Below are 25,964 nucleotides of genomic sequence, written 5' to 3'. Positions count from 1 at the left end.
TCGAACAATGGTCGCCTGTCAGGCGAAGCGGGCCGCCATTCTGGCGCGGGCCTTGTTTGCTTCTTCTTCGCGGTTGCGCGGGGGGTGGGACGTCTCGAGCGTGACGAGCAATTCCCGGGCGCAGGCCGCAATCGAAGCGACTGCTTGCTCGAAGGCCGCTTGATTGCGTTTGGACGGTTTGGTCGTTCCGCTGAGCTTGCGCACGAACTGCACTGCGGCGTCGTGGATCTCCTCGTCAGTCGCAGGCGGATCGAAATTGAACAGGGGTTTTATGTTTCGGCACATGACTGGCTCCCGCGCCTCTCATTCTCGCTCCTCTGGAAGTCGAGATCTTAATGCCCACGCTTCGCCTGCGGAAGAGCCTGTCGTCATGCCTTGCTTCACCCAAGCGACTGGCGAGCGCTGCCTGTCAGGTGTTCTTGCCGTTTGATGCCATTTGCATTCCGGCTGCACGTCCGCCGCTCGGCACCACGACGATCTGCCTGACCTTGCCCTGTTTGAAGGCGGTGAGGAAACGCGGATAGTCCTTGAAGGCGACGCAGCCATGTGATTCCGCCCGGCCGCCGCGCAAGAGGTAGCTGTGGGTCAGGAAGCCGTCGCGGCCGTGCTTGTTTCTGCCGTCGATCGGCAACATGCGGATCGCTTCAACACCGTGGAAGCGCGTCTCGCGCATCTTGAGATTATAGGTGTGCGGTGGGGTCGGCCCGGTCATCTTGACATTCACGTAACGCGGATTGTCGGCCATCTTTCCGATGCCGGAATGGGCCTCGAGCACACTGCCGTCAGGCATGTAGACCTTCGCCGCGGAGATGTCGTAGACGGCGACGCCATTTCCTGCCCGGGTTCCGCCACCGAACAGATTGCGCAGCGCCCCGAGGCCACCGCCGGATCTGTTTTCTGCCGGATTGTTCGGCCGCACAAAGGCAAGCTCCTGCTGCCTTGGCGCTTCCCGCTCATCGGCCTTCGGTACGGCGTCGGCTCTGGCACGCCTGGTTTCGGGCTTTTCCGTTTCGGCGGCAGGCTTTTGGGTTTGGACGCCGCCGGGACGGAACTGCGGCATCGGTCCCGAGGACGGCGTATCCTCATAATCTGGCAGGGCAAGGACCTCATCTTCGGCGTTCGGCTCCTGCGAGGCCGCGATGTCGTCTTCCAAAGGGACCGTCAGCAAAGCCGAGAAAACAGCGCTGCCCGAAGCGCCCTTGGAGGGACCTGCGTAGGCCAGCGAGACAAGGGGCTTGTCGATCGCGCCGGCGAGCGGCGGCCCGAACCGTTCCGGTGCAGGTGCATCAATCCCGGCGATCGCGCGGCTTGGCGAGGTTGAATGAGATGCCTTGAAATGGCGGACGAGCTGCTCGGATGTCAATGCAGTCTGCTTTCCACCGGGGGAAAGCCGCGCTGCCTTGCCATTGGTCTGGTCATCGCCAAAGATATCGGCACTGCGGGGGCGTTTCCCTTCGGCGCCGTCAAGGCTTGCGAGGACGACGGGCTCAGCCTCGGCGGCGATCAGCCTCGGCGTCTGTTCGACCCGCGCCTGCTTGACCCACGAGCGCTCTTTTTTCTGCTGCGCCGTGTAGAGCTTTGGTTTGGGCAGGAAGGTGCCCGAACCGTGACCGAAGAAGCTGCCCATCGCGACTGCACCGGCCACGGATCCCGCAGCCGCGCCGGCAAGGGCGATGCCGCAACAGGTGATCAGCAGTGGGCGCAGCAGACGGCGCAAAGACTGTGGACGAACGACCTTATTCAACAATGCATCTCAAGCCAGTAAATTTCGCAAACGCTCTCAGGCCGACAAGCGACCACCGCTGCGCGATTTCCCGGATTGTCCCTTTTTGACGACGGATCGACAAAGAATGAACAAGTATGGTTAAATTTTGCTTTCCATAGACCAAGATCGATCCAAACCATCGGAATTGCGCGACGATCTCATCGACACCGCGTCCCCGCAGGTCAGGCGAGCACCGGTGTTTCGAGCACCGGTGTTTGATGTCAATGGGCGTCGACTGCGGGATGGAGTTCGCGGTCGTCCGGGACAAGGAAGACCCAACCGCTCAACGTATCCGACGAAGAATGTCCTTGGTGAAATAAGACTGGGAGGAAAGCCCGACAGCCGGCTCGGCGCCCCTCATGGTTCGGCCCTACGAAGATGCGACAATGTCTTGCGCCTTAAAGATGCCCGCTCGGCGACCGAGATCGCCCGGGCGCCCATGATTGCCTTGCCGTCGATGTAGCGCGCGAGGTCCCGGATCGTTGGATACTGGAACAGCGCGATCACGTCGATCGCGCGGCCAAGGCTCATCTCCAACGCTGCCTGCACCCGCATGAGCTGAAGCGATGTTCCTCCGAGATCAAAGAAATTGCGATCCAGTTCCACTGCCTGGATGCCCAATACATTGCGCCACAATTCCAGAAGTAGCCGTTCGGTGCTGTTCGCGGCCGGTACTGGATCGACCGCAGCGGCATCTGCCGGCAGCGGCAGTCTGCTGCGGTCGACCTTGCCGGATTGGTGCAGCGGGAGCTGATCGAGAACCATCACCACGCTGGGGATCATGTAGGCCGACAGGGTGGTGCGCAACGTTTCCATGACGCCGCGTTTGAGCTCGGCATCGGCAATGGTTGTGCCTTTGGATGGACACAGATAGCCGACGATACGCCTGTTCAGAGGGCCGAGATCCTGGCAGATCACCACACCATCGGCGAGGCGCGGATCGCGCCTGAGTGCAGCCTCGATCTCGTCGAGCTCGATCCTCTTGCCGTTGAGCTTGATCTGCCTGTCCCTGCGCCCCTTGAAAATCACGACGCCATGCGCGTCGAGGAGAGCCAGGTCGCCGGTGAGATAACCGCGCACAGTACCGCTCTCCGTCTCGACCGTGACGAAGCGTTCCGCCGTCAGTTCCGGACGCTTGAAATAGCCGATTGCTACGCCATCACCGATCAGCAGGAGCTCTCCTTCGACGCCGTTGACCACCGGCTTGTGATCGCCGTCGACGATCAGGATGCCGGTGTGGTTCACGGCGCTGCCGATCGCCACGTCCTTGCCGTCGAATCCGGCTGGTATATCGAAGGTGCTGGCAAGAACCGTAATTTCCGTCGGGCCGTAGCAGTTGGTCAATCGGCAATGCGGGTGAGCGGTCTGGAACCGTTTGACATGTTCAGCCGAGGCGACCTCTCCACCAAACAGCATATGGCGCAGCGAAGGCAGCGGTCCGGATGCGAAGTCGGCCAGCAGATTGAACAGACCCGTCGTAAGAAGCGACACCGTGACTGCGCTGTCGCGGATGACGTCGCGCAGGCGACCGATCGAAAAGGTGCCGTCCGGCAGGCCCGCTATCGAGGCGCCATTGGTCAATGCGGCCCAGACTTCGAAGGTGGAGGCATCGAAGGCGATGGTGGCGGCGTGCAGCACGACGTCAGCGCTGCTGATCTCCACATAGGTCTGGTCGAGCGCCAGACGGGCAATGCCGCGATGCGGTATCGCGACGCCCTTGGGGCGGCCCGTCGACCCTGAGGTGTACATGACATAGGCGAGATCGTCTCCGCCGACGTCAATGGCGGGCGCCACTCGGGCATCCAGCGCCGCAAGACGCTCGATCGTGGCCTTGAGATCCAAGATCTTGCCTCGCGTACCCGCCACCAGTTGCATCGTTCCCAGCGTGCACCCGTCGACGAATATTATCGTCGGCGCGCATTCGCCGATCACGTAGGTCAGGTGTTCGACGGGAAACGTCGTATCAAGCGGCAGGTAGGCGGCACCCGCCTTCAGTATGGCAAGCATCGCTACCACGCTGTCAAGCGAGCGGGGCACGAAGAGGCAGACGATATCGCCCTTACCGACACCTTCTGCCACAAGGTGGGCAGCAAGAGCATCGGACAGTCGGTCAAGTTCCCCATAGCTCCCCGACCGATCGTCGAAGACGATGGCGGTTGCCTCAGGCGCGGCGCTTGCATGCTGGCGGACGTAATCCTGAAGGGACCTGTCCCGATTGTAGTGGAGCTTTGCCGGGGAACGGCCCGCCCCGCTTTCCGATGCTTCGACCTGGTCACTGGGTTTGGGAACTCGGACCTCGTTCATCGTCGTCTCCTGTTCGTCTCGAACTTGCCGGAAATGTTCCTGGGCGTCTTTCGCCTATCGAGGGCGGCCTGAACGCTGCGGCGACGTCGAATGCCAATATTCCACGGCGGCAAAAGATGAACAGTTGATCATTGGGATAGCGAGTGCGGCGCCAGGCGATCAAAGGGATCAATCCCAATCCACAAAAAGACTATAGGTTATATAGATTATATGTGTAATGGGGTGGCCGCGGATCGAAAAGAAACCATGCTGTTGTCGAAGGGTGCGGCACGCCATCGCGCTTGAAGTAATCCTGGTGTCTGCCAGTCGGTGGTTCGTTGCCACAAGCCTGTTGGCCAGATTGCCGTCCGGGCGCTTATGCGGTCATTCCGACAATCCAGCCCGCAAACGCACGCAACCTGGTTCGGTCTCGCTGAAAATCTTATTAGTCGATAAATTTGATAGAAAATATATTTCGCCGAGGTGGAGTAGGGCGATAGGGAAAGTTCCCGTTCCTGACCCTCCATAAATCGCCATTCGTTGTTCACAAAGGCGGCATTTGCGATTTTTGAGGCAGAAACAATCGTGTTTCGAAGTTGATCCTCCCAATCGCGAAAGCAAGATCACCATGTCGAAGATCCGCACAAGCCTCCTGGAAACCGTACTCCTTTCACGCCGCGCCGCCCTTTCCGCTTTTGCTGCGGCCGCGGTCACTGCCGTTAGCCTCTCTGCGCCTGCACCCGCGGTCGCTGAAGACAAGAAGGAGCTCAAGGTCGGCATCATCTCCGGCGAAGACGAGGACGTCTGGCGCGCCGTGACGGCGGAAGCCGCCAAGAAAGGCCTGACCATCGAGACCGTGGTCTTCAATGACTATACCCAGCCGAACGAGGCGCTTGCCCGCGGTGACGTCGATGCAAACGCCTTCCAGCACCTTCCCTACCTCGAAAACCAGATCAAGGCGCACGGCTACAAGATCGTTCCGGTCGGTTACACCGGTGTCTGGCCGATCGGCCTCTATTCGAAGAAGCACGCCAAGATTGCGGATCTGCCGGAGGGTGCCGTCATCGGCGTGCCGAACGATCCATCCAACGAGGGCCGCGCGCTTCGCGTCCTGCAGAACGAGGGCGTGATCAAGCTCAAGGAAGGAACCGGCATCCTGGCGACGATTGCCGATATCGTCGAGAACCCGAAGAATGTCGCGATCAAGGAGCTTGACGCCGGTATCGTCGGTCGGTCGGTCGATGACCTCGATGCCGCCGTCGTCAACACGGACTGGGCTCTGAAAAGCGGTCTGACGCCGGACAACCGCATCGCACAGGAGCCGGTCGCCGACAATCCCTACCGCAACTTCATTGCGGTGCGCGAGGAATCGAAGGACCAGCCCTGGGTGAAGCCGCTTATCGAAGCCTACCAGAACGACGTCGTGAAGGCCGAGTTCGATCGTGTCTACAAGGGCACGGGCATCAGCGCCTACTGAGGCATGTGAAGAGCAGCCGAGACAGCCCCCATGGCCAGGGCCATGGGGGCTGTCTCGGCGTTTCCGGAAGGGAACCAGAATGAACAGACATGTGTCGTGGACGCCGGCCGAAACGACTGCCGATAGCGGCGACGTCATCCGGCTTGCCGACGTTCGCCGTCGCTTTGGTGAGACGGCTGCCCTCGACGGGGTCTCGCTCGGCGTCAGACGGGGTGAAATCCTTGGCATCATCGGGCGAAGCGGTGCGGGAAAATCGACGCTCATTCGCTGCCTTAACGGCCTCGAACGGCCGGATGGAGGTAGCATCGAGATCGAAGGCCGCGAGATTACCGGCCTTGGCGAGGCCGCGCTGCAACCGCTCCGGCGTCGCATCGGCATGATTTTCCAGCACTTCAACCTGCTGTCGGCCAAGACGGTCGAGGAAAACGTGGCGCTGCCTCTGAAAATCGAGGGGTGGCCGAAGGCAAAGCGGCTGGCGCGGGCGGCCGAACTACTGGAGCTGGTCGGTCTGTCCGACAAGGCGAGGGCCTATCCGTCAGCACTTTCCGGCGGCCAGAAACAGCGTGTCGGCATCGCCCGGGCGCTGGCGGCGAGCCCGGCTCTGCTCTTGTCCGACGAAGCGACGTCGGCCCTTGACCCCGAGACGACACGTTCGATCCTGGCGCTTCTCAAGGACATCAACAGCAAGCTCGGCCTGACGATCCTGCTCATCACTCATGAGATGGAGGTGGTGCGTAATATCGCAGACCGCGTGGCCGTCATCGACGCGGGTCGCATCGTCGAGCAAGGGCCGGTCTGGCAGGTGTTCGCAACGCCAAAGGCGGAAACGACGAAGAGCCTGTTGAGCGGCATCCGTCCGCAACTGCCGGCCCATATCGCTCAGACACTTCTATCGGAGGGGCCCGGCGATGTGGTGCTGAGCATCGACATCGCCGGGCCCGCCGCGACCGGCCCGCTCTTCCAGGACCTTTCGAAGGCGTTTCCGGGCGGGTATCGACTGATCCATGGTGGCGTCGACCATATCCAGAAGCAGCCCGTAGGGCGCTTCTTCATCGCCCTGCCGGCAGCCTCGACGGCAGGTCTTGTTTCTTTTGTCGAGCGCCTCGGCGCACAGGTGGAGGTCCTCGGCCATGTCGCCGATCATGCTTGAACTTCTCGTCCGCTCGCTCTGGGAAACCCTCGTGATGACGGCTGCCTCCGGCCTCATCTCGCTCGTTTTCGGTCTGCCGATCGGGCTTGCACTGGTGGCGACCGCGCGCGGTGGCATTGCGGAGAACCTCGCGGTCAATCGCGCGCTCGGTGCGGTGATCAACGGCTTCCGCTCCGTGCCTTTCATCATCCTGCTGGTGGCGCTTATTCCCGTGACGCGCGTGATCGTCGGGACATCGATCGGCACTTGGGCGGCAATCGTGCCCCTGGCGATCGCCGCGACGCCCTATTACGCCCGCATCGCCGAAGTGTCGCTGCGCGAGGTAGAGCGCGGGCTGATCGAGGCCGTGCGTGCCATGGGGGGCAATCGCTGGACCATCATCCGCGAAGTGCTGATCCCGGAGGCAATGCCCGGCATCGTCGCCGGCTTCACCGTGACATTGGTCACTCTCATCGGCGCCTCGGCCATGGCCGGTGCGATCGGCGCCGGCGGGCTCGGCGACCTTGCCATCCGCTACGGCTACCAGCGCTTCGAGACCGCGGTCATGATCGCGGTCGTTGCCGTTCTCATCGTGCTCGTCTGCGGCATCCAGTGGCTCGGCGACCGGCTCGTTGCCCGCCTCGACCATCGCAACTGAGGAAGGGGCTGGCGGCCTTCGAAGCGCCGGCCGGCAGTGCTAATATTTCTGTCTCCCGTCTGGAATTGGAAAATTCTCTCTGTTTCGCAGAAGTAGTTCACGTAATTTATGGATTGTATCTTTAATTCATAGGATGGGGACCAGCATGACGGTCAATGTGCTGGAGAATGCCATGACACGTCACATCCGTTTCAACGCCTTCGATATGAACTGTGTCGGCCATCAGTCGCCGGGCCTCTGGGCGCATCCGCGCGACAAGTCCTCGAAGTACAAGGACCTTGACTATTGGCAGGATCTGGCCCGCACGCTGGAACGCGGCGTTTTTGACGGTATCTTCATCGCCGACGTCATCGGCTATTACGACGTCTACAAGGGCTCGAACTATCATGCCATCCATCAGGCGGCGCAGATTCCGGTCAATGATCCGCTGCAGCTCGTAGCGCCCATCGCTCTTGCCACCGAGCATCTCGGCATCGGCCTCACGGCTTCCACCTCATTCGAGCATCCCTATACGTTCGCCCGGCGCCTTGCGACGGCCGACCACCATTCCAAGGGCCGGCTGGGCTGGAACATTGTCACGTCCTATCTGGAAAGCGGTGCGAAGAATGTCGGACAGGGCGGCTTGCGCAAGCACGACAATCGCTACGAGGTCGCCGCCGAATATGTCGAGGTGCTCTACAAACTACTGGAAGGATCTTGGGAAGAAGGCGCGGTGGTGCGCGACGGAAACAAGCGCGTCTTCACCCATCCGGAAAAGGTCCATGAAATCGCTCACAAGGGCAAGTTCTTCGAGGTTCCTGGCTATGGCCTGACGGAGCCGTCGCCGCAACGCACGCCAGTGCTTTATCAAGCTGGCGCCTCTGGCCCCGGAAAGGCCTTTGCCGCAGCCCATGCGGAATGCATCTTCGTGGCAGCACCGACGAAGTCCGTGCTGAAGGCCTATGTCGCCGATATCCGTCAACGTATCGCCGATGCCGGCCGCGACCCGAAGAAAGTCTATATCTACACGTTGATCACGATCATAACCGACGAGACTGAAGAGAAGGCACAGCGGAAGTTCGAGGATTACAAGAGTTACGTTTCCTACGACGGTTCACTGACGTTCATGTCGGGCTGGAGCGGTATCGATTTCGGCCAGTACGCCCCGACCGACGTCGTCGAAAAGATCGAGACGAATGCGATCCACTCCTTCGTCGAGCATATTGCCGGCGGCGACAAGTCCTGGACCATCGACGAACTCGCCCAGTTCGGCGGTATCGGCGGTATGGGCCCGGTGTTCGTCGGTTCGCCGACCCGTATCTCCGACATCCTGCAGGAATGGGTGCACGACACGGATGTTGATGGCTTCAACATTGCCTATGCGGTGACGCCGGACAGTTTCGAGGACGTCGTCGCGCACATCGTGCCAGAGTTGCAAAAGCGCGGAGCCTATCCCACGACGTACAGGCCGGGCACGTTGCGCGAAAAACTCTTCGGCGAAGGTCCATATCTGCCCAAGGCTCACCCCGCAGACGGCTATCGCGATATCGAAGCGGTGAAGCAGCGCGACGCTAGTGGCGTGGCGGTGCTAAAGACGGTGAACGCCTGACGGGCGGTTGTTTTCAGCTCGCGCCGGTCGCCGCGCTACGCTCATTCGCGCAGCAGTGGGAACAACGGAGCCGCTTCGGCTCTCGCGCACTGGCCTGACAGTTTCCGCATATCGCTCAGCGAAAGCGCGGCGGTTTTGACGGGGCGTTGGTTTCGAGCTCATGTCTGCTCGCGAACCTTCCCAATAGGGAAAGCAGCTTTCCCTGTTCCTTGCTGTTTATGCTGTGCCGGACGCAATGTTCCACAACATCGAACACAGGTTTGGGCGGTTGCGGATTCAAACGTCGCTCAGGGGTATGTTTGGACATGACTGCACCTCCGGTGGAGTAACGCCCGTGAGGCGTGTGAGTTCCATCGGCGAGGCACGTTCTTGTCCAGCCTCGGGCTCGCTCCGGCCAAGCTGGGACATGATGACGGCCCGGTAGTGCAGCCGGAACGGTCGCATGGAAGTGTCGTCCTTCTCCGCGGTCTACCCTGAGCGACCACCCATGGTCAGGGGTGGTCGAAACATGCGCAGGTACGGTTCGATGCTGTTTTCGATCTCCCTGCAGGTTCGCTCGTATTCCTCAATCAAGGACTGGTCAGGGTGATCACTCGACCGCAGGGCATCAAGCTGCATTGACGCTTCGGCATAGGCGACGAAAATCTCGCTCAAAGAACGGCTCTTCAAGTCGGCCAGAACATGTCGATAGAGAGGTAGGCGCAGCTTCAACCTCGCCCTGCCGATCTTCTCCAATTTCATCTGCGTCTCCGTGGCGTTGCGAGATCACAAGCTCATGGGAGTTCAACATCGCAAGCTGCGAAAGGTTCCCCAATCACAACAGACACACGCAGATCGGCTCTCCCCGCGGCCGATTTTGCCGCCGGCCGACTCTGTTTGACGTTGACTGCTGAAGGCGGATGAGACGCTATCGAACCAAAGTCCCGTTGCGTCCTTTGGGCGTTGTCCTGAACACGAGCGCTACGCCACTGCCATCATCGATTGAAACGCCTCATAGGCCGCCAGAACCGTCTCGCGTTGAGCGTCATGGCCGGCCACGAAGGCGTCGCCATAGATGGTTTCATCGGGATACTCCGTGATCAGCGTCAGCGGCGCCTTGTGGCGATCGTCGACGGAGATCATGCAGGGGAAGCCGTTGATGATGCGGAAGCCGGTTTCTCCGGCATGGGTTTCGTAAAGTGCTATCTGCCGGTTGTTGTAGGCAAGCAGACCGGGGACTGCGGCGAGACGCGCCGTGACCGCCTCGATCAGCTGTTCGGCGCGTGTCTCCCAATCGGCATGGTGGCGCATGATCAGGAAGAAGCCCTTCGGCAAGGTCCACATCGCAAAGCCGCGCGGCACATAACCCGACAGCGGTCGCGTCCACTCGTGCGAGGGGTAGCCGTGCAAATTGACGTGAAGCTCGGCGCCCGACAGCGCATCCGCCTCGTTGCGGATCGCGCGCTCGTTGAGCGCGGTACCGGCGCGGTATTCGAGGTCGTCGCCAAGGGCGGTGTAGCGGGCGGCGTGATGCATGTGCAAAGGGTTGTCGGCACGCAACCGCTGGTGAACTGCGTAACCATCCGGGTTTTCGAGCGGCGAGATCGTGAAGTGCGCGCCGGGGAGAGTGGCGAGCGTCTGGGCGGCCCGCAGCGCGCCGACGATGCCGGTGGTCTCGTTGGGATGCTGGCCGCCGCTGATCATCACGGCAGCATCGCTGCCCTTGTGGTAACGCGCCTTGACCGGGCGGCCGGCGCGCGAATGCGCATCGAACGGCTGTCCGCCGACCTTTTCCAGTTCGGCATGGATCTGGGAGACGGCGAGCGGCGCCTGCGCCGTGTCGATAGGCTGGCTCTCGCCTTCGGCATCGGCCGTCGCGAGTGGTCGCGTCTCCACCCGGATCGTCGGTTTGCTGTCGGCAAAGATGATTTCCGGCACGATCTGGCCGGGCTTCAACCCACGATCGCCGAGCGGGCGGCCGGACTTCTTCTGGAAGACTTCGAGCAGCGAGAAATAGAAATCCTCGTGCAGCGCCTCGCGCAGGCTGACGACCTCTTCGCCGACCGGCAGCCGCAGGTCGTTGATCGGCAGCGTCGCGCGGATGTTGAGTTCGTCGAAATAGGGTTCGCTGTCGCCCCAGCCATGTTCGGCGATCGCCCGCATGGCGCCTGTAAACAGCCGCTCATAATCGGTTTCGAGATGGCATTCCCGCCGCTTGCTGCTCGTGTCGTCAAGGCGTATCCAGCCGGTTGGGGACAGCAGCGTTTCGCCGATGAAGTCGGTGTGCTGGCGGTTCGGGGCGAACACGGCGTGTGTTTGCGTGCGGCCGTCGGCAAAGGTCAGCGCGACGTCGTAGGTCAGGGCCTGGTCGCTGCCGCCGGCAAAGGTGATCTCCGCATCGCCGACCAGTGCTGCCAGTGGATAGGCCTCGAGCAGAAAGCGGTTCGCCGGGCAGTTTTGCGGCTGCGGATAGCGGATGTCGATGTGCTTCACCGCCTCGAGATCGATCTCCTCCAGGAAGAAATGCAACAGCGGCTTGTAGGCGCTCCGGAGCTTTGCCTCGACGCCGAAGGCGGCGAGCTTCTGCTCGGCCGCCTTGCGGCTTTCACGGTCATCGAAGAGCCATGCCTCCAGTCGGGTGCCGCGGGCGGCCTCCTTGCCGTAGGTTGCGAGCATGGTGTCGAGCGTACGCTCGAAGGTCCCTTCGAATATTGTGGTCATCGTGAAGTTCTGCCTGTTGGGTCGAGACTGTCGCGCAGCCAGTCGCCGAGAAGGTTGAGGCCAAGGACGGTGAGAAGGATTGCAAGGCCGGGGAAGACGCTGACCCACCAGGCGTTCTGCAGGTAGGTGCGGCCATCGGCGAGCATGCCGCCCCAACTCGGGATCAACGGGTCGACGCCGAGGCCGAGGAAGGTCAGGCTGCTTTCGAGCAGGATATTGTTGGCGACGTTCAGCGTCATCAACACGATGACTGGGCCGATGAGGTTCGGCAGCAGGTGCTGGAACAGGATCTTGTAGTCGCGAACGCCGATGGCGCGGGCCGACTGTATGAACTCGCGCTCGCGCAGCGACAGAACCGAGCCGCGCACGAGGCGGGCGTACTGCACCCACTGCGACACGATGAGCAGAATGATGGTGTTGGTCAGGCCGCCGCCAACGATGGCGATGAAGGTGATGGCAAGCAGGATGAAAGGCAGCGCCAATTGCACGTCGGCAAAGCGCATGACCACCATGTCCCAGAAGCCGCGATAGTAGCCGGAGACCAGGCCCATCACCACGCCGACGACAACGGCGCCGGCGACCGATGTGAAGCCGACCAGCAGCGAAATCTTGCCGCCGGCGACGACGCGCGCGAGCACGTCGCGGCCGAGCGGATCGGTTCCGAATGGGTGCGCCCAGTTGACAAAGGGTGGCGTCAGTCGCGCCATCAGATCGATCTTGTCGGCGCCACCGGGGAAAAGCACGCCGGACAAGAGGACGGCGAGGCACATGCCGCCGGCAAGCAGCGCGCCGAGGATGAATTCGAGATTGCGGAAACGAGCAAAGCGGGTGTTTGCGGCCTTGGTGGTCATCGGCTCACTCCGTCCGGATGCGCGGGTCGACGAGGCCATAGGCGATGTCGACGATGAGGTTGACGCCGACGATCATCAGCGAGAGCACGGTGATGACAGCCTGCAGCACGGGATAGTCGCGCGCGCCGACCGCGTCGAAGGCAAGCGTGCCCATGCCCGGCCAGTTGAACACGCGCTCCACGACGACGATGCCCCCGAGCAGGCCGCCGAACTGGAGGCCGAAATAGGTGATCAGCGGGATCGCGCAGTTGCGAAGGGCGTGCTTGTAGAGCACCTTGCTCTCGCTGAGCCCCTTGGCGCGGGCGACCATGATGTATTGCGACTGCAGCGTTTCGAGCATCGCCGTGCGCACCAGGCGCACATTGGTCGCCGTCAGGATGATGCCCATGGTGACGGCCGGCATGATGAAGCTTGCAAATCCGTCCATGCCGCTCGGCGGCAGCCATTTCAGAGTGATCGAGAACAACAGCACCAGCATGATCGCCAGCCAGAAGTTCGGGAAGGACAGGCCGACGAGCGAGAGGATGCGGATCGCCTGGTCTGCCCACTTGCCGCGGGCAACCGCGGCCTTGATGCCGAGCGGGATCGAAATGATGATCGAGACGATGAGCGACGCGAAGGCGAGCATCATCGTGGCGGGCAGCGCAGCGGCGATCAGCTGCGAGACCGGCGTTCCGCCCATGAAAGAGCGGCCGAAATCGAAGACGAACAGGCCTTTGATGAAGGCGAAATACTGTGCCATGAACGGCTGGTTGAGCCCGAGCGCCTCGCGGATGCGCGCAAGGTCTTCTTCGGTGATGCTGCCAGCGCCTTGAGCGAGCATCAGTGCCGGGTCGCCCGTCAGGCGGATGGCAAAGGAGACAGTGAGCGTTACGACGAAAACGACGAACACCGCCTGCAGAACACGTTTGATCAAAAATCCGGCCAACTTACCCGCCCTTCATGAAGACGATCCGCCGCCCACCAAAGCGGGCGGCGGACCTGATTGTTACTCGACCGTGACGTCCGTCAGCCGCAGGCGGCTGTCGGGAACGGGCGTGAAGTTCTTGACGCGCTTGCTCACGCCGTAGATGGCGTTGAGGTTGTAGAGCGGCATTTCCAGCGCACGGTCGGCGGCGTAGTTGGCGATCTGCTTGAGGATTTCCTCACGCTTCGGCTGATCGGTGATCGAGCGCTGGGATTCCAGCAGCTTGTCGAGATCGGCGTCCTTGTCGTAGGGGTTCCACTTTTCGCCCGAGTGATACATCGAGTAGGCGGTGTTGTCGTAATCGAGCGTCCAGCCGCCCCAGGATTGCTGGAACATCGCGCCGGTCTTGCCGGCGGGGATGATGTCGTTCAAGAGAACGTTGGTCTCATACGGCTTGATCGTCGCGTTGATGCCGACGAGCTGCAGGTAGCTGGCGACAGCCTGCACCACTTCGTTGAAGGTCGCGTCGTTGCCGCGCACGTCGATCTGGACGGAGGCGCCCGGTGCGACGCCGGCTTCCTTCAAAAGCGCCTTTGCCTGCTCGGGATCGTAGGGCAGCGGCTTCATCGTGGGGTCGAAGCCGAACGACAGTTCGCCCTGGAAGCTGGCGATCGGAGCGGCCTGGCCGCCGAGGATCGACTGGATGATGGTGTCGCGGTCGACGCCGAGGATTAGCGCCTTGCGAACCTTCGGATCCTTGGTGATGCCGTCGCGGGTGTTGAAGCGCAGAGCATAGACCGTCGGGCCGGGGGTCGAGACGATCTCGAGCTTGTCGTCACCCTGGATCGTCGGGATCATGCCGATCGGAATGGTCGGCGGGATGACGAGATCGACGCGGCCGGCCTGCAGTTCGGCAACGGCGGTCGCCGGCTCGGCGATGAAGCGGAAGTCGAGGTTGGAGAGCTTCGGCGCGCCGCCCCAATGGTCGGCGAAGGCTTCGAGCTTGATCGCCACCTTCGGCTCATAGGAGACGAACTTGAACGGGCCGGTCCCGACAGGATGGGTGTTGAAGTAGTCCTCGCCCTTTTCCTGGATGTACTTCGGCGGCACGATCATCGCGCCATAGCCGGCAAGCTTCGTCAGGAGAACAGGATCCGGCGCCTTCAGATGCAGATCGACGGTCTTCTCGTCGATGATCTCGACTTTTTCGATGACGGCGTAGTTGGATTTCTGCGGGCCCTTCGAGCCTTCTTCGCCGAGCAGGCGGTCGAAGGTGTACTTCACGGCTTCGGCGTTGAAGGGCTCTCCATTGTGGAACTTGACGCCTTCGCGCAGCGTGAAGCGCAGGCGCTTGCCGCCGTCAAGCTCTTTCCATGATGTCGCGAGGCCGGGAACCAGTTTGCGGTCAGGGCCGCGATAGGTCAGGCCGTCGAAAATGTTGGTGGAGACAGACGCCCAGTTGACGAGGAAGGTGTCGACCGGATCCCAGCTGCCCGGATCCTGCGGCGACGAAACCGTCAATGTGCCAGCGGCAAAGGCCGGCCCGGTTGTCAGAAGGCTGCCAGTCAGCGCAAGCGCGATGAAGGCGGCGTGGATCCCCTTTTTGTTGATCATTTTTTACTCACTCCTGTTTCGACTGCCTTCCCTCGAAGAGAGAAAGCGGCTTTACGCGTCCAGTGCCACGAAATGGCCCGGCGCGATCTCCTTGCGCGGAAGCACCGCGGGTTCTTGTCCGACACGCCGGATCGGGCTCGGGATCTCGCCCTCGATCATGCCGCGGTCGCGTCCCTTGCCGGGATCTGCAACCGGCACGGCCGAAAGCAGCCGGCGGGTATAGGGATGACCAGGGGTCTCGAACACCTGGCGGCGGCTGCCGAATTCCATCACCTGGCCGAGATAGAGCACCGCGACGCGGTGGCTCATGCGCTCGACCACGGCCATGTCATGGCTGATGAAGAGGTAGGCGAGGCCTTCCTGCTCCTGCAGTTCCATGAACAGGTTGATGATCTGGGCCTGGATCGACACGTCGAGCGCCGACAGCGCTTCGTCGGCGATGATCAGCTTCGGTCGCGACGCCAACGCACGTGCGATGCAGACGCGCTGGCGCTGGCCGCCGGAGAACTCGTGCGGATAGCGCGTTGCGTGCGCGGACGTCAGCCCGACGCGCTCGAGCAGTTCATCGACACGCTTTGCAATCGCTTTTTCGCCGAGAATCAGCCCATGGGTGCGGATCGGTTCGGCAATCGAGAAGCCGACGGTCTTGCGCGGGTCGAGCGAGGCGAAGGGGTCCTGGAAGATGTACTGGATTTCCTGCTTCAGCCGCTGGCGCTCGGCAAAGCTCATGGCGGAAACCGGACGTCCGCCGAAGAGGATTTCGCCAGAGGTGGCGTTCTGAAGCTGCTGGATCGTGCGGCCGATCGTCGACTTGCCGGATCCGCTCTCGCCGACGAGCGCCAGCGTTTCGCCGGGGAAGATGTCGAAGCTGACATTTTCGATCGCGTGCACGCGGTGCGTTGTCTTGCCGAAAAGGTTCTTCTTGACGTCGAAACGGGTAACGAGATCGCGCACCGACAGGATCGGAGCTGCGTCATAGCGGGCGGTGCGCTGGATATGCTCTTCGCCGACAAGCGTCGGCGCGCCGTCGATCATCATCGTCAGGGGCATGCGCTTGGGGAAATCTTCGCCGGTCATGCTGCCGAGCTTCGGCACGGCAGAGAGAAGCGTCTGGGTATAAGGGTGTTTCGGGTTGGCGAAGATCTCGGCGACCGGGCCTTCCTCGACCTTGCGGCCCTTCCACATGACGACGACATCGTCGGCCATTTCTGCCACTACACCCATGTCATGGGTGATGAAGATCACCGCCATGCCGAGCTCCTTCTGGAGGTCTCGGATGATGGTGAGGATCTGGGCCTGGATGGTCACGTCGAGCGCCGTCGTCGGCTCGTCGGCGATGAGCAGCTTGGGGCGACAGGCGAGCGCCATGGCGATCATCACGCGCTGGCGCATGCCGCCGGAAAGCTGATGCGGATAACGGCCGACCAGTTCGGCGGAATCGGGCAGCCGCACCATGTCGAGTAGTCGGCACGTCTCGGTGAGCGCCTGCTGCTTCGTCATTTTTTCGTGCAGCATCAGCACTTCGGCGATCTGGTCGCCGATCGTGAAGACCGGATTGAGCGAGGTCATCGGCTCCTGGAAGATCATGGCGATCTCCTTGCCGCGAATGCTGCGCATCGCCTTCTGCGGTTCGACCGTCAGGTTCACCGCGCCGTTCTTGCCCTGAAACAGGATCTTTCCGGTCGGGAACTTTCCGCCCATCATGTCGGCAAGCCGCATGATCGACAGCGAGGTCACCGATTTGCCGGAGCCGGATTCACCTACGATTGCGAGCGTACGCCCCGCCGTGACCGAAAAGCTCAGGTCTTCGACGACGGCATTGCCATTGAAGGCGACGGAAAGGTTTTCGACCGCCAGCAGCGGAGGTGTCGTGTCAGCAGTCACGCGATCTTCCTTGTCACAATGTGGTCGCGGCACGCGCGGACTGTTCATAGGCACCCGACATGAAGCGCAGCACGGCGGCGATTTCCGACAAAGTCTCCTCGGAAGGGCGGGCATTGGCCGTCGATGTCACGAGCAGGCGCTCGCGGATTTGCGCATAGCGGGTGCAGGCTTCCGCACCTTTGTCGGTGATCTGGATGGTCTTTTCCTTGCCTTCCTTGCCGGTGGTGACAAGACCCGCCGCTTCGAGCTTGCGGATGGCATAAGTCGCGACATGGGTGTCTTCGATGTCGAGCACGAGGCAGATGTCGGCAAGCTTCTTGCCACGGTCGCGGTGGCGGATCGTATGCAGGATCAAGATTTCTGTGGATGAGAGGCCGGGCACGCCGGCAGCGGCCATGCAGCGCACCATCCAGCGGTGAAACGCGTGCGAGGCGAGAATCAGGCCGTACTCGACTTCCGAGAGGCCCGGGGACCCGCCTTCGGCAAGATGTGCGGAGGAGACGATCGGACCAATCGCGGCCACGGGCTTCATATGGCCGGGCAGAGCGTCTTGCGCCCACTCCCTGCCGTCAAAGCTCTCCTCAGACTTCTTCGTCATTCAGCACTTCCTCATCTTGACGATTTTATGTCATCATTTTATCGACATTTTGTCAACGAACTGCTTTGATGATTTTCGGAGCCGACCCGAGCTGGCGGCATACGAGTGAGAGGGATGGACGATGAGCGCACGCGAAACCGGCAGCTGGGACTTCTGGATCGACCGTGGCGGCACCTTCACCGACGTGATCGGCAGGGACCCGCAAGGCGTGCTGCATGCGCGCAAGGTGCTGTCGGAGAATCCGGAAGCCTATCGCGATGCGGCCGTACAGGGTATCCGCCTGCATCTGGGCCTGCCGACCGGCGCGCCGATCCCGGCCGGCCTCATCAGCGAAGTGCGCATGGGCACGACGGTTGCGACCAATGCGCTGCTTGAGCGCAAGGGTGAACCGCTGGCGCTGGTGACGACGCGCGGCTTCCGCGACGCGCTCCGGATCGGTTACCAGGAACGCAAGAACATCTTTGCGACCGAGATCATCAAGCCGGAAGCGCTCTATAAGGACATCGTCGAGCTCGGCGAACGGGTTCTGGCCGACGGTACTGTGGAGCAGGCGCTTGAGGAGGCGGAAGCGCGACAGGCGCTGACAGCATTGCGCGACCAGGGCTACAACACCGTCGCGATCGTCTTCATGCACGCCTACAAATATCCCGAACACGAGGCGTTGGTCGCCCGGCTCGCCCGCGAAATGGGCTTCGAGCAGGTGTCGGTCAGCCACGAAGTCTCGCCGCTGATCAAATATGTCGGTCGCGGTGACACCACAGTCATCGACGCCTATCTCTCGCCGGTGTTGCGCCGCTACGTGGCGCAGGTCTCAGGCGAGCTCGACGTCGAGCGTTCCGGCGCCCGCGTCATGTTCATGATGTCATCGGGGGGACTTACGGCCGCCGACATGTTCCAGGGCAAGGACGCGATCCTCTCCGGCCCGGCCGGCGGCGTCGTTGGCCTCGCAAAAACCGGTGAAGCGGCCGGTTTCGACCGGGTCATCGGCTTCGATATGGGGGGCACCTCCACGGACGTTGCCCATTTCGACGGCGAGTACGAGCGTGCCTTCGAGACCGAAGTTGCCGGCGTGCGCGTGCGTGCGCCGATGATGCTGATCCATACGGTTGCCGCCGGCGGCGGCTCGATCCTGCATTTCGACGGCGAACGTTTTCGCGTCGGCCCGGACTCCGCCGGCGCCAATCCCGGTCCCGCCTGCTATCGCAACGGCGGACCGCTGGCGGTCACCGACGCCAATGTCATGCTCGGCAAGCTGATACCGGAGTTCTTCCCGGCGCTGTTCGGACCTGAGCAGAACGAGCGGCTCGATGTCGAGACGGTGCGTCAGCGGTTCGCAGCGATGGCAACCGAGATCGGCGATGGCCGCACTCCCGAGGATGTGGCCGACGGCTTCATCCGCATTGCGGTCGCCAACATGGTCGAGGCGATCAAGAAGATTTCCGTCCAACGTGGCTACGACGTCACCCGCTATGCGCTCAGCTGCTTCGGCGGCGCCGGCGGACAGCACGCCTGCCTCGTTGCCGATTCTCTGGGGATGAAGAGCATCCTGATTCACCCGATGTCGGGTCTATTGTCGGCCTACGGCATGGGCCTTGCCGATATCCGCGCCACCCGCCAGAAGGCGCTCGGCGTCGCGCTCGACGACAAGGCACCGGCAGCGCTTGCAACGCTCGGCGCAGACCTGCAGGTCGAATGCCTGGGCGAACTCGAAGCGCAGGGGATCGCGCGTGACGACATCCGCACCCATCTTCGCGCCCATATCCGTTATGCCGGCACCGACACCGTTCTGGCTGTCGATGCGACCTTCCCCGCGCATGACGACATTGCCCGCCTACGCGCCGAATTCGAGACCTTGCACAAGCGCCGCTTCGGTTTCGTCGCCGAGAACAAGGCGCTGGTGATCGACGCGGTCGAAGTCGAGACAGTCGGCGGCGGCGCTGCCCAGATGGAGGGCGAAGGCCTGGCAACGACGGATGGCGCGCCAGCGCTCAGCCGCAGCACCCGCTTCTATTCTCAGGGCCAGTTCCACGATGCGCCGGTCGCGCTACGCTCCGACATCAAGCCCGGTCAGCGTCTCGACGGCCCGGCGATCATCATCGAGCCGAACCAGACGGTGATCGTCGAGGACGGCTGGCAGGCGGAACTGACGGCCAAGGACCATATCGTGCTTCGCCGGGTCAAGGCGTTGCCGGAACGCAGCGCCATCGGCACCAAGGCCGATCCGGTCATGCTCGAGATCTTCAACAATCTCTTCATGTCGATCGCCGAGCAGATGGGCGTGACGCTGCAGAACACCGCCTATTCGGTCAACATCAAGGAGCGTCTCGACTTCTCCTGTGCAGTCTTCGACAACAGGGGCAATCTGGTTGCCAACGCGCCGCATATGCCGGTGCATCTCGGCTCCATGGATGCCTCGGTCGCAACAGCAATCCGCGAGAACCCGGTCATTCATCCCGGCGACGTGTTCCTGATCAACGCACCGTATAACGGTGGCACGCATCTGCCCGACCTGACGGTCTGCACGCCGGTGTTCGACGACCAGGGCCAGGAGATCCGCTTCTGGGTCGCAAGCCGCGGCCATCACGCCGACATCGGCGGCATTTCTCCGGGCTCAATGTCGCCGCTTGCCACCAACATCGAGGAAGAAGGCGTCTACATCGACAACTTCAAGCTCATCGATGCTGGCCGATTCTGCGAGGCCGAGCTTGAGGCGTTGCTGAACGGCGCGCGTTATCCCGTGCGCAACATCGTCCAGAACGTCAACGACCTGAAAGCCCAGGTCGCCGCCAACGAAAAGGGCGTGGCGGAACTGAAGAAGATGATCGCTCAGTTCGGCGAAGACGTCGTCGAGGCCTATATGGGCCACGTCCAGGACAATGCCGCTGAAAGCGTTCGCCGCGTTCTCGACCAGTTGCCGGACGGCGAGTTCTCCTACGAGATGGACCAGGGCTGCAAGATCGTGGTGAAGATCACCGTCGATCGCGACAAGCGCGAGGCGACCGTCGATTTCACCGGCACGTCGGAACAGCGTGGCGACAACTTCAACGCACCGGCCCCGGTCACGCGCGCCGCCGTGCTTTATGTCTTCCGCGTGCTCGTCGAAGCCGACATTCCGATGAATGCCGGCTGCCTCAGGCCGATCCACATCGTCATCCCGGAAGGCACGATGTTGACCCCGAGCTATCCGGCCGCCGTCGTTGCCGGCAACGTCGAGGTCAGCCAGGCCGTGACCAACTGCCTGTTTGGTGCCGTCCAAAGCCAGGCGGGCGCTCAAGGCACGATGAACAACCTGACTTTCGGCAACGCGCATTATCAGTATTACGAGACGATCTGCTCAGGCGCGCCGGCGGGTCCGGGCTATAACGGTGCCGATGCGGTCCACACACACATGACCAACTCGCGGCTGACCGATCCCGAAATCCTAGAGACGCGATTCCCTGTCGTGCTGGAGGACTTCCATATCCGCCGCGGCTCCGGCGGCAAGGGCAAGTGGTCGGCCGGTGATGGCACGAAGCGCACCATCCGTGCCCGCGAGAAGCTCGACTTCGCCATCCTCTCCGGACACCGCCGCGTTGCCCCCTTTGGCATCAAGGGTGGTGAAGCCGGCAATCTCGGCCAGAACCTCGTTCGCCGCAACGATGGTCGCACCGAGGAACTGTCGGGTTGCGCCCACACGGTTCTGGAGGCCGGTGAGGCCTTCACCGTCGTCACGCCGACCGGCGGCGGCTACGGCAGTAAATGATCTCCCAAGACTGCTGCGGCGGTCTGCGGGCGGGCGAGCAATCGCCCGCCCGCTTTGCGTTTGCAACGGCGCTTGGCTCATGCGCGTCCCGGTGGAGCCGATCCTGGTATTGCTGTTTTAACGTTAATTTAAATTCGCAATTACTAAGGATAGCTCGGTCGGTGCGCCGAAAAACTCCGCCTCCTCCCACGGAGCGCGCGCAACATTCCGGGTGTCCTCCCACCGGTTTGGCCGACCATGTCCACCAAACCAGCGCGATCGCGACATCACAGGAGTCACGGCAGTGACGTTCAAGAATTTATCGATATTGACCAAGGTCGGCCTCGTGGTCGTGGTCATGGGCATTTCCTCCACCCTTATCGCGCTTGCTGGCGCGCGCGGGCTCTCCTCGCTTGGAACGACGATCGTCGACGTCGGCGCTCGTGAAGAGGCGGCGCGCGAAGCGATGGACCTGCGGGTCGATATTATCGCCATCAGCCGCATGACCTATCAGCTGGCGGCAACGCCGGAGAAGGCTTCGGAATTCGGCGCCGAAACCGAAACGCGCGCTGCGGAAATGCTCGAGCGCGTCACCAAGATCGAGGCGGTTGCCGACGATGCCGAGGACAAGCTGCTCAACGACATCCGCACGACGCTCCACAGCTACTTCGACGAAATCAGGGCCATGGTTGCCGTCGCCGACTCGAACGGCGCGGATGCCGCTGCCGTCAAGGCCGCACTCGACAAGGCGCTCGATGCCCAGAAGACGGTGACCTCCACCGTCAAGGCCTACAGCACCTATTCCGGCGATGCTCTTGCAACGGCCCGCGCCGAAGCGCTCTCCTCGTCTTCCGTTGCGATGACGATCCTTTTGGCCGCGGCCGGTGCCTGCATCGTCTTCGGCGTCGGCGTTAGCCTGCTGGTTGCCCGCCGCGGCATTGTTGTTCCGGTACAGTCGCTGACCTCTATCATGAGCGAACTTGCAGACGGCAAACTGGATGGCGATGGCGCCGACGTTTCGCGTCGCGACGAGATCGGTGAGATGGCCCGCGCCGTCGAGGTCTTCCGCAAGAATGCCATCAGCATGCGTGCCATGAAGGCCCAGGAGGCGGTGCTGCATGCCCGCAGCAGCGACCTGCAATCGAACATCAGCATCGTGGTCGCATCCGCTGTCGCCGGCGATTTCACCGGCCGCATCACCAAGGACTATGACAACGAGGACCTGAACCGCTTTGCCGCCAGCGTCAACGAACTGGTGTCGAGCGTCGACCTGACGGTCAACGAGGTCCGCCGTGTCGTGGCAGCGCTTGCCGACGCCGACTTGACGCAAAACATGCGCGGCGAATTCCACGGTGCGTTCGCCGAGCTTCAGACCAATGTCAACGCCACGATGGTGACCCTGCGCTCGACGATGCAGAATGTGCGGACTGCGGCCGGAACGATCAACGACAACTCCGTGGAATTGAGCTCGGCCGCAAACGACCTGTCGAAGCGTACCGAGCAGCAGGCGGCAGCGCTTGAAGAAACCGCGGCTGCCCTCGATGAAATCACCTCGACGGTCCGCACCGCGTCCGAGCGGGCCAACGAGGCCCATGACATGGTGCGTGCCACCAAGGACAGTGCCGGCCGTTCAGGCGCGATCGTGCGAAGCGCGATCGACGCCATGGGCCGCATCGAGGATTCGTCCAACCGGATCAACCAGATCATCTCGGTGATCGACGAGATCGCCTTCCAGACCAATCTTCTGGCGCTGAACGCCGGCGTCGAGGCCGCTCGTGCCGGGGAAGCGGGGCGTGGCTTTGCCGTCGTCGCCCAGGAAGTACGCGAACTGGCGCAGCGCTCTGCGAACGCTGCCAAGGAGATCAAGACGCTGATCCACAGCTCGGCAAGCGAGGTCGAAAACGGCGTGTCGCTGGTGCGTTCCACAGGCGAGGCGTTGCTGGAGATCGAGACCCTGGTCAACAATGTCAGCGGCCATGTCAACACGATCGCCACGGCTGCCCGCGAACAGGCAACGGCCCTGCAGGAGATCAACACCTCGGTCAACCACATGGACCAGATGACCCAGCAGAACGCGGCCATGGTCGAAGAGACGACGGCTGCAAGCGGTACGCTTGCCGAAGAAAGCCGTCAGCTCCGCACGATGCTGGCGAAGTTCAAGCTCGAAGCGGCTGCAACGCGCGAAAGCTGGAGCCGCGCCGCCTGACGGTTGAAGGCGAGCGGTAACGAACGAGAAGGGCCGGCAAACGCCGGCCCTTCTGTCATTTCGTCCCCTCGACGGCTTTACGCCTCCGGGGCGTAGCCGAAGACCACGGCCGGGTTTTCCGCGGTCTCGACCCAGACGCTCTTGGTCTGGGTGTAGGCCAGCAGCGCGTCGCGGCCGCTTGAGCGGCCATAGCCCGAGCGCCCGAAGCCACCGAAGGGCGACATGACGCTGATCGTCTTGTAGCCATTGATCCAGAACGTGCCGGCCCGCACCCGCGCGGCCATGCGGTGGGCGCGTCCGACGTCTTTTGTCCAGACCGCGCCGGCAAGGCCGTAGGGATTATCGTTGGCAAGGGCGACCGCCTCCTCTTCGTCGTCGAAGACGGTGACGCCGACGACCGGGCCGAAGACTTCCTCACGCGCGATCGTCATGTCGGGCTTGACGTTGTCGAGGATCGTCGGGGCAAAGAAGAAGCCGCCCGAGGCGACAAGCGCTTCCGGCTTGTTGCCGCCGGTCGCAAGGGTGGCACCCTCGGCCACGCCCTGGCGTACCATCTCGTCGATCTTTGCCCATTGGCGGGCATTGTTGATCGGGCCGATCTGGGTTTCGTCGAGATAGGGATCGCCGACGGGGATACGCTCGGCGGCGCGGGCATAGCGCTCGACGAACTGCTGGTGCACCGAGCGGTGGATCAGGAGGCGCGAACCGGCAACGCAGCTTTGGCCAGCACCGGAGAAGATCGCCGACTGCGCGCCGACGATCGCGCGGTCGAGATCCGCATCGGCAAAGACGATGTTGCCGGATTTTCCGCCGAGTTCGAGAATGCACGGTACGACGTTTTTCGCAGCCGCTGCCGCAATGGCAGAACCGGCCTGAGCCGAGCCGACGAAGACGACGAGCGCCGTCTTCTGGTGGGCGACCATGGCAGCACCCGCGGTCAGTCCCGCGCCGGCGATGACGTTGACGAGGCCGCGCGGCGCGCCGCCGGCTTCGCAAAGCGCTCCGAGCACGAGCGTGCTGAGCGGCGTCAGTTCCGACGGCTTGATGACGACGCCGTTGCCGGCGCAGATCGCGGGTGCGATCTGCCAGCCGCCGGTAAAGAGCGGCGCGTTCCAGGGCGTGATCTGGGCGACGACGCCGACCGGTTCGTGCCGGATGTAATTCAGGTGCGACGTCGGCACGGGGATGACCTCGCCATGCAGCTTGTCGCACCAGCCGGCGTAGTATTCGAACATCTCGGCGACGCGCAGCGCCTCGCCGCGGATGTCACGGATCGGCCGGCCGGCCGACCGGCTTTCAAGCTCGGCCAGATCAGGTGCGCGCTCACGGATCTTGCGGGCGATCTCGTTCATCACCCGGCCGCGCGCCGATGCCGTCATCGCGATCCACTCGCGCTGGGCCCGCGTCGCCGCCTCCATCGCCGCATCGATGACGTCGGCGCCAGCGTCCTTGAACGTTGCGAAAACCGCACCGGTTGCCGGATCGGTCAGGTCCTGATCGGGCCCGGAGCCTGCCACCAGCGCGCCATCGACATAGCTGCCGATTTCGCTGCCGGGCAGGAAGCCATGGAACAGTTCGCGGATGCGCTCGGCCTTTCCGGCCGGCATGGTCATATCGTTCATCGTCGTCCCCTTGTCTTATCGGTTGTCGTTGGCCGCAGCGCGAAAGGCGCCCATACGGGTGAAGTCATCGGCATTGTCGAGCGGGCTGTCGGCCCAAAGCCGGGCGACCTCTGCCGAAAGCGGCAGTGCGGCGCCGGTGCGGGCGGCAAGCTCGCTTGCAAGGCGCACGTCCTTGCGCATCAGGCCCATGGTGAAGCCGCTGTCGAAGCGGTCGTTCATCACCCAGGTCGGGAAATGCACGTCGCTGATCATCGATTTGCCCGAGGCGGCGTTCAGCACCTTCAGTGCCTGTTCTGGCTCGAGCCCGGCCGAAAGCGCCAGCTTCAGACCTTCGCCCGTCGTCACCATATGGGCGGCGGCCAGCAGGTTGTTGACGAGCTTGGCGACGTTGCCGGCACCGCTTGGGCCTACATGCAGGGCTTTGGCCGCCATCGCGTCGATCACCATCTTGGCGCGGATGACATCGGCGTCGCTGCCGCCGATCATCATCGTCAACGTACCGCTTGCCGCACCCGTCGGTCCGCCTGATACGGGCGCGTCGAGGAAGCCGTGGCCAAGCGCATTGAGGCCGGCTGCAAGATCGCGCGAAACATCCGGCTCCGACGTTGACGTGTCGATGATGACGACACGATCACTGGCAGCCTTCAGGGCGTTGAGATTGGCCTCGACGACGGCAGCAACGTCCTTTGCTGTCGGCAGCGAGAAGACGATGAAGCCGGTATCGACGAAGACATCGGCAAGCGTCTCGCAAGGCGTCACGCCGCCTTCGGCGGCGAGCTTTCGCCTGCTGTCGGAAAGGTCGAAACCTTTGACGGCAAAGCCGTTGCTTGCAAGCGTGGTCGCCATTCCGAGCCCCATGGCCCCAAGCCCGACCACGCCGATGGCTGCATCTTTCGTCGTCATATCCGGTTTCACCCTCAGCGTTTGTTTTGGTGCTGAGAAGGTGGCACGGGGTCTCTGG

Annotated in this window: 18 protein-coding genes; 6 read left to right on the top strand and 12 right to left on the bottom strand. The window is 62.5% G+C overall.

Annotation, left to right across the window (positions count from 1 at the left end; translation table 11 throughout):
* Positions 1 to 18: 18 nt before the first annotated feature.
* The 3 genes from HT585_RS15120 to HT585_RS15110 form a co-directional block, all read right to left on the bottom strand.
* A complete protein-coding gene (locus tag HT585_RS15120) occupies positions 19 to 285 on the bottom strand; it encodes a DUF2277 domain-containing protein (protein ID WP_176353707.1) in 267 nt (88 codons plus the stop codon).
* 124 nt (positions 286 to 409) lie between these two features.
* Entirely contained in the window at positions 410 to 1,744 is a 1,335-nt protein-coding gene (locus HT585_RS15115; RefSeq protein ID WP_246707692.1) for a tlde1 domain-containing protein, read from the bottom strand.
* Between the two features lie 378 nt (positions 1,745 to 2,122).
* A complete protein-coding gene (locus tag HT585_RS15110) occupies positions 2,123 to 4,069 on the bottom strand; it encodes a non-ribosomal peptide synthetase (protein WP_176353706.1) in 1,947 nt (648 codons plus the stop codon).
* 607 nt (positions 4,070 to 4,676) lie between these two features.
* On the opposite strand from HT585_RS15110, the gene HT585_RS15105 reads away from it, so the two are divergent.
* The 4 genes from HT585_RS15105 to HT585_RS15090 all read left to right on the top strand — a co-directional run bounded on the left by HT585_RS15105 (position 4,677) and on the right by HT585_RS15090 (position 8,900).
* A complete protein-coding gene (locus HT585_RS15105) occupies positions 4,677 to 5,525 on the top strand; it encodes a MetQ/NlpA family ABC transporter substrate-binding protein (RefSeq protein WP_176353705.1) in 849 nt (282 codons plus the stop codon).
* A gap of 79 nt (positions 5,526 to 5,604) precedes the next feature.
* Positions 5,605 to 6,675 carry a methionine ABC transporter ATP-binding protein gene (locus HT585_RS15100; RefSeq protein WP_176353704.1) on the top strand — a complete coding sequence of 357 codons (1,071 nt, stop codon included), beginning with the start codon at positions 5,605 to 5,607 and terminating at the stop codon, positions 6,673 to 6,675.
* Positions 6,656 to 7,312, top strand: a complete 657-nt coding sequence (locus HT585_RS15095) for a methionine ABC transporter permease (protein ID WP_176353703.1) — start codon at positions 6,656 to 6,658, stop codon at positions 7,310 to 7,312. The genes HT585_RS15100 and HT585_RS15095 overlap by 20 nt, the downstream gene beginning before the upstream one ends.
* A gap of 172 nt (positions 7,313 to 7,484) precedes the next feature.
* Positions 7,485 to 8,900, top strand: coding sequence for an LLM class flavin-dependent oxidoreductase (locus HT585_RS15090; RefSeq protein ID WP_176353702.1), 1,416 nt, complete (start codon positions 7,485 to 7,487; stop codon positions 8,898 to 8,900).
* Positions 8,901 to 9,368: 468 nt separating this feature from the next.
* Here the strand turns inward: HT585_RS15090 and HT585_RS15085 are convergent, their stop codons facing one another.
* The 7 genes from HT585_RS15085 to HT585_RS15055 all read right to left on the bottom strand — a co-directional run bounded on the left by HT585_RS15085 (position 9,369) and on the right by HT585_RS15055 (position 17,454).
* A complete protein-coding gene (locus HT585_RS15085; RefSeq protein WP_176353701.1) occupies positions 9,369 to 9,641 on the bottom strand; it encodes a hypothetical protein in 273 nt (90 codons plus the stop codon).
* 219 nt (positions 9,642 to 9,860) lie between these two features.
* Positions 9,861 to 11,600, bottom strand: coding sequence for a M14 family metallopeptidase (locus HT585_RS15080; protein ID WP_176353700.1), 1,740 nt, complete (start codon positions 11,598 to 11,600; stop codon positions 9,861 to 9,863).
* Positions 11,597 to 12,451, bottom strand: coding sequence for an ABC transporter permease (locus tag HT585_RS15075; RefSeq protein ID WP_176353699.1), 855 nt, complete (start codon positions 12,449 to 12,451; stop codon positions 11,597 to 11,599). The genes HT585_RS15080 and HT585_RS15075 overlap by 4 nt, the downstream gene beginning before the upstream one ends.
* 4 nt (positions 12,452 to 12,455) lie before the next feature.
* Positions 12,456 to 13,379: an ABC transporter permease gene (locus tag HT585_RS15070; RefSeq protein ID WP_077501295.1), complete on the bottom strand. Its 924-nt coding sequence runs from the start codon at positions 13,377 to 13,379 to the stop codon at positions 12,456 to 12,458.
* A gap of 60 nt (positions 13,380 to 13,439) precedes the next feature.
* Positions 13,440 to 14,972 carry an ABC transporter substrate-binding protein gene (locus HT585_RS15065; RefSeq protein WP_176353698.1) on the bottom strand — a complete coding sequence of 511 codons (1,533 nt, stop codon included), beginning with the start codon at positions 14,970 to 14,972 and terminating at the stop codon, positions 13,440 to 13,442.
* Positions 14,973 to 15,023: 51 nt separating this feature from the next.
* Positions 15,024 to 16,856: an ABC transporter ATP-binding protein gene (locus tag HT585_RS15060; RefSeq protein WP_343213987.1), complete on the bottom strand. Its 1,833-nt coding sequence runs from the start codon at positions 16,854 to 16,856 to the stop codon at positions 15,024 to 15,026.
* A 13-nt stretch (positions 16,857 to 16,869) separates the two neighbouring features.
* Positions 16,870 to 17,454 carry a winged helix DNA-binding protein gene (locus HT585_RS15055; RefSeq protein ID WP_176353696.1) on the bottom strand — a complete coding sequence of 195 codons (585 nt, stop codon included), beginning with the start codon at positions 17,452 to 17,454 and terminating at the stop codon, positions 16,870 to 16,872.
* 121 nt (positions 17,455 to 17,575) lie between these two features.
* Between HT585_RS15055 and HT585_RS15050 the strand changes: the two genes are divergently transcribed.
* Positions 17,576 to 21,196, top strand: a complete 3,621-nt coding sequence (locus tag HT585_RS15050) for a hydantoinase B/oxoprolinase family protein (RefSeq protein WP_176353695.1) — start codon at positions 17,576 to 17,578, stop codon at positions 21,194 to 21,196.
* 283 nt (positions 21,197 to 21,479) lie between these two features.
* Positions 21,480 to 23,381 (top strand): methyl-accepting chemotaxis protein, encoded by a 1,902-nt coding sequence (locus HT585_RS15045; RefSeq protein WP_176353694.1) that lies wholly within the window; start codon positions 21,480 to 21,482, stop codon positions 23,379 to 23,381.
* A 77-nt stretch (positions 23,382 to 23,458) separates the two neighbouring features.
* Here HT585_RS15045 and HT585_RS15040 read toward each other — a convergent pair whose 3' ends face one another.
* Positions 23,459 to 25,003 (bottom strand): aldehyde dehydrogenase family protein, encoded by a 1,545-nt coding sequence (locus HT585_RS15040; RefSeq protein ID WP_210270422.1) that lies wholly within the window; start codon positions 25,001 to 25,003, stop codon positions 23,459 to 23,461.
* A gap of 15 nt (positions 25,004 to 25,018) precedes the next feature.
* Positions 25,019 to 25,906: an NAD(P)-dependent oxidoreductase gene (locus HT585_RS15035; RefSeq protein ID WP_176353693.1), complete on the bottom strand. Its 888-nt coding sequence runs from the start codon at positions 25,904 to 25,906 to the stop codon at positions 25,019 to 25,021.
* Positions 25,907 to 25,964: the final 58 nt, after the last annotated feature.

This window comes from Ensifer oleiphilus, assembly GCF_013371465.1.
Classification (GTDB): domain Bacteria; phylum Pseudomonadota; class Alphaproteobacteria; order Rhizobiales; family Rhizobiaceae; genus Ensifer; species Ensifer oleiphilus.
The sequence above is the reverse complement of the archived record's forward strand: the minus strand, read 5'-3'. Positions and strand labels throughout refer to the sequence as shown.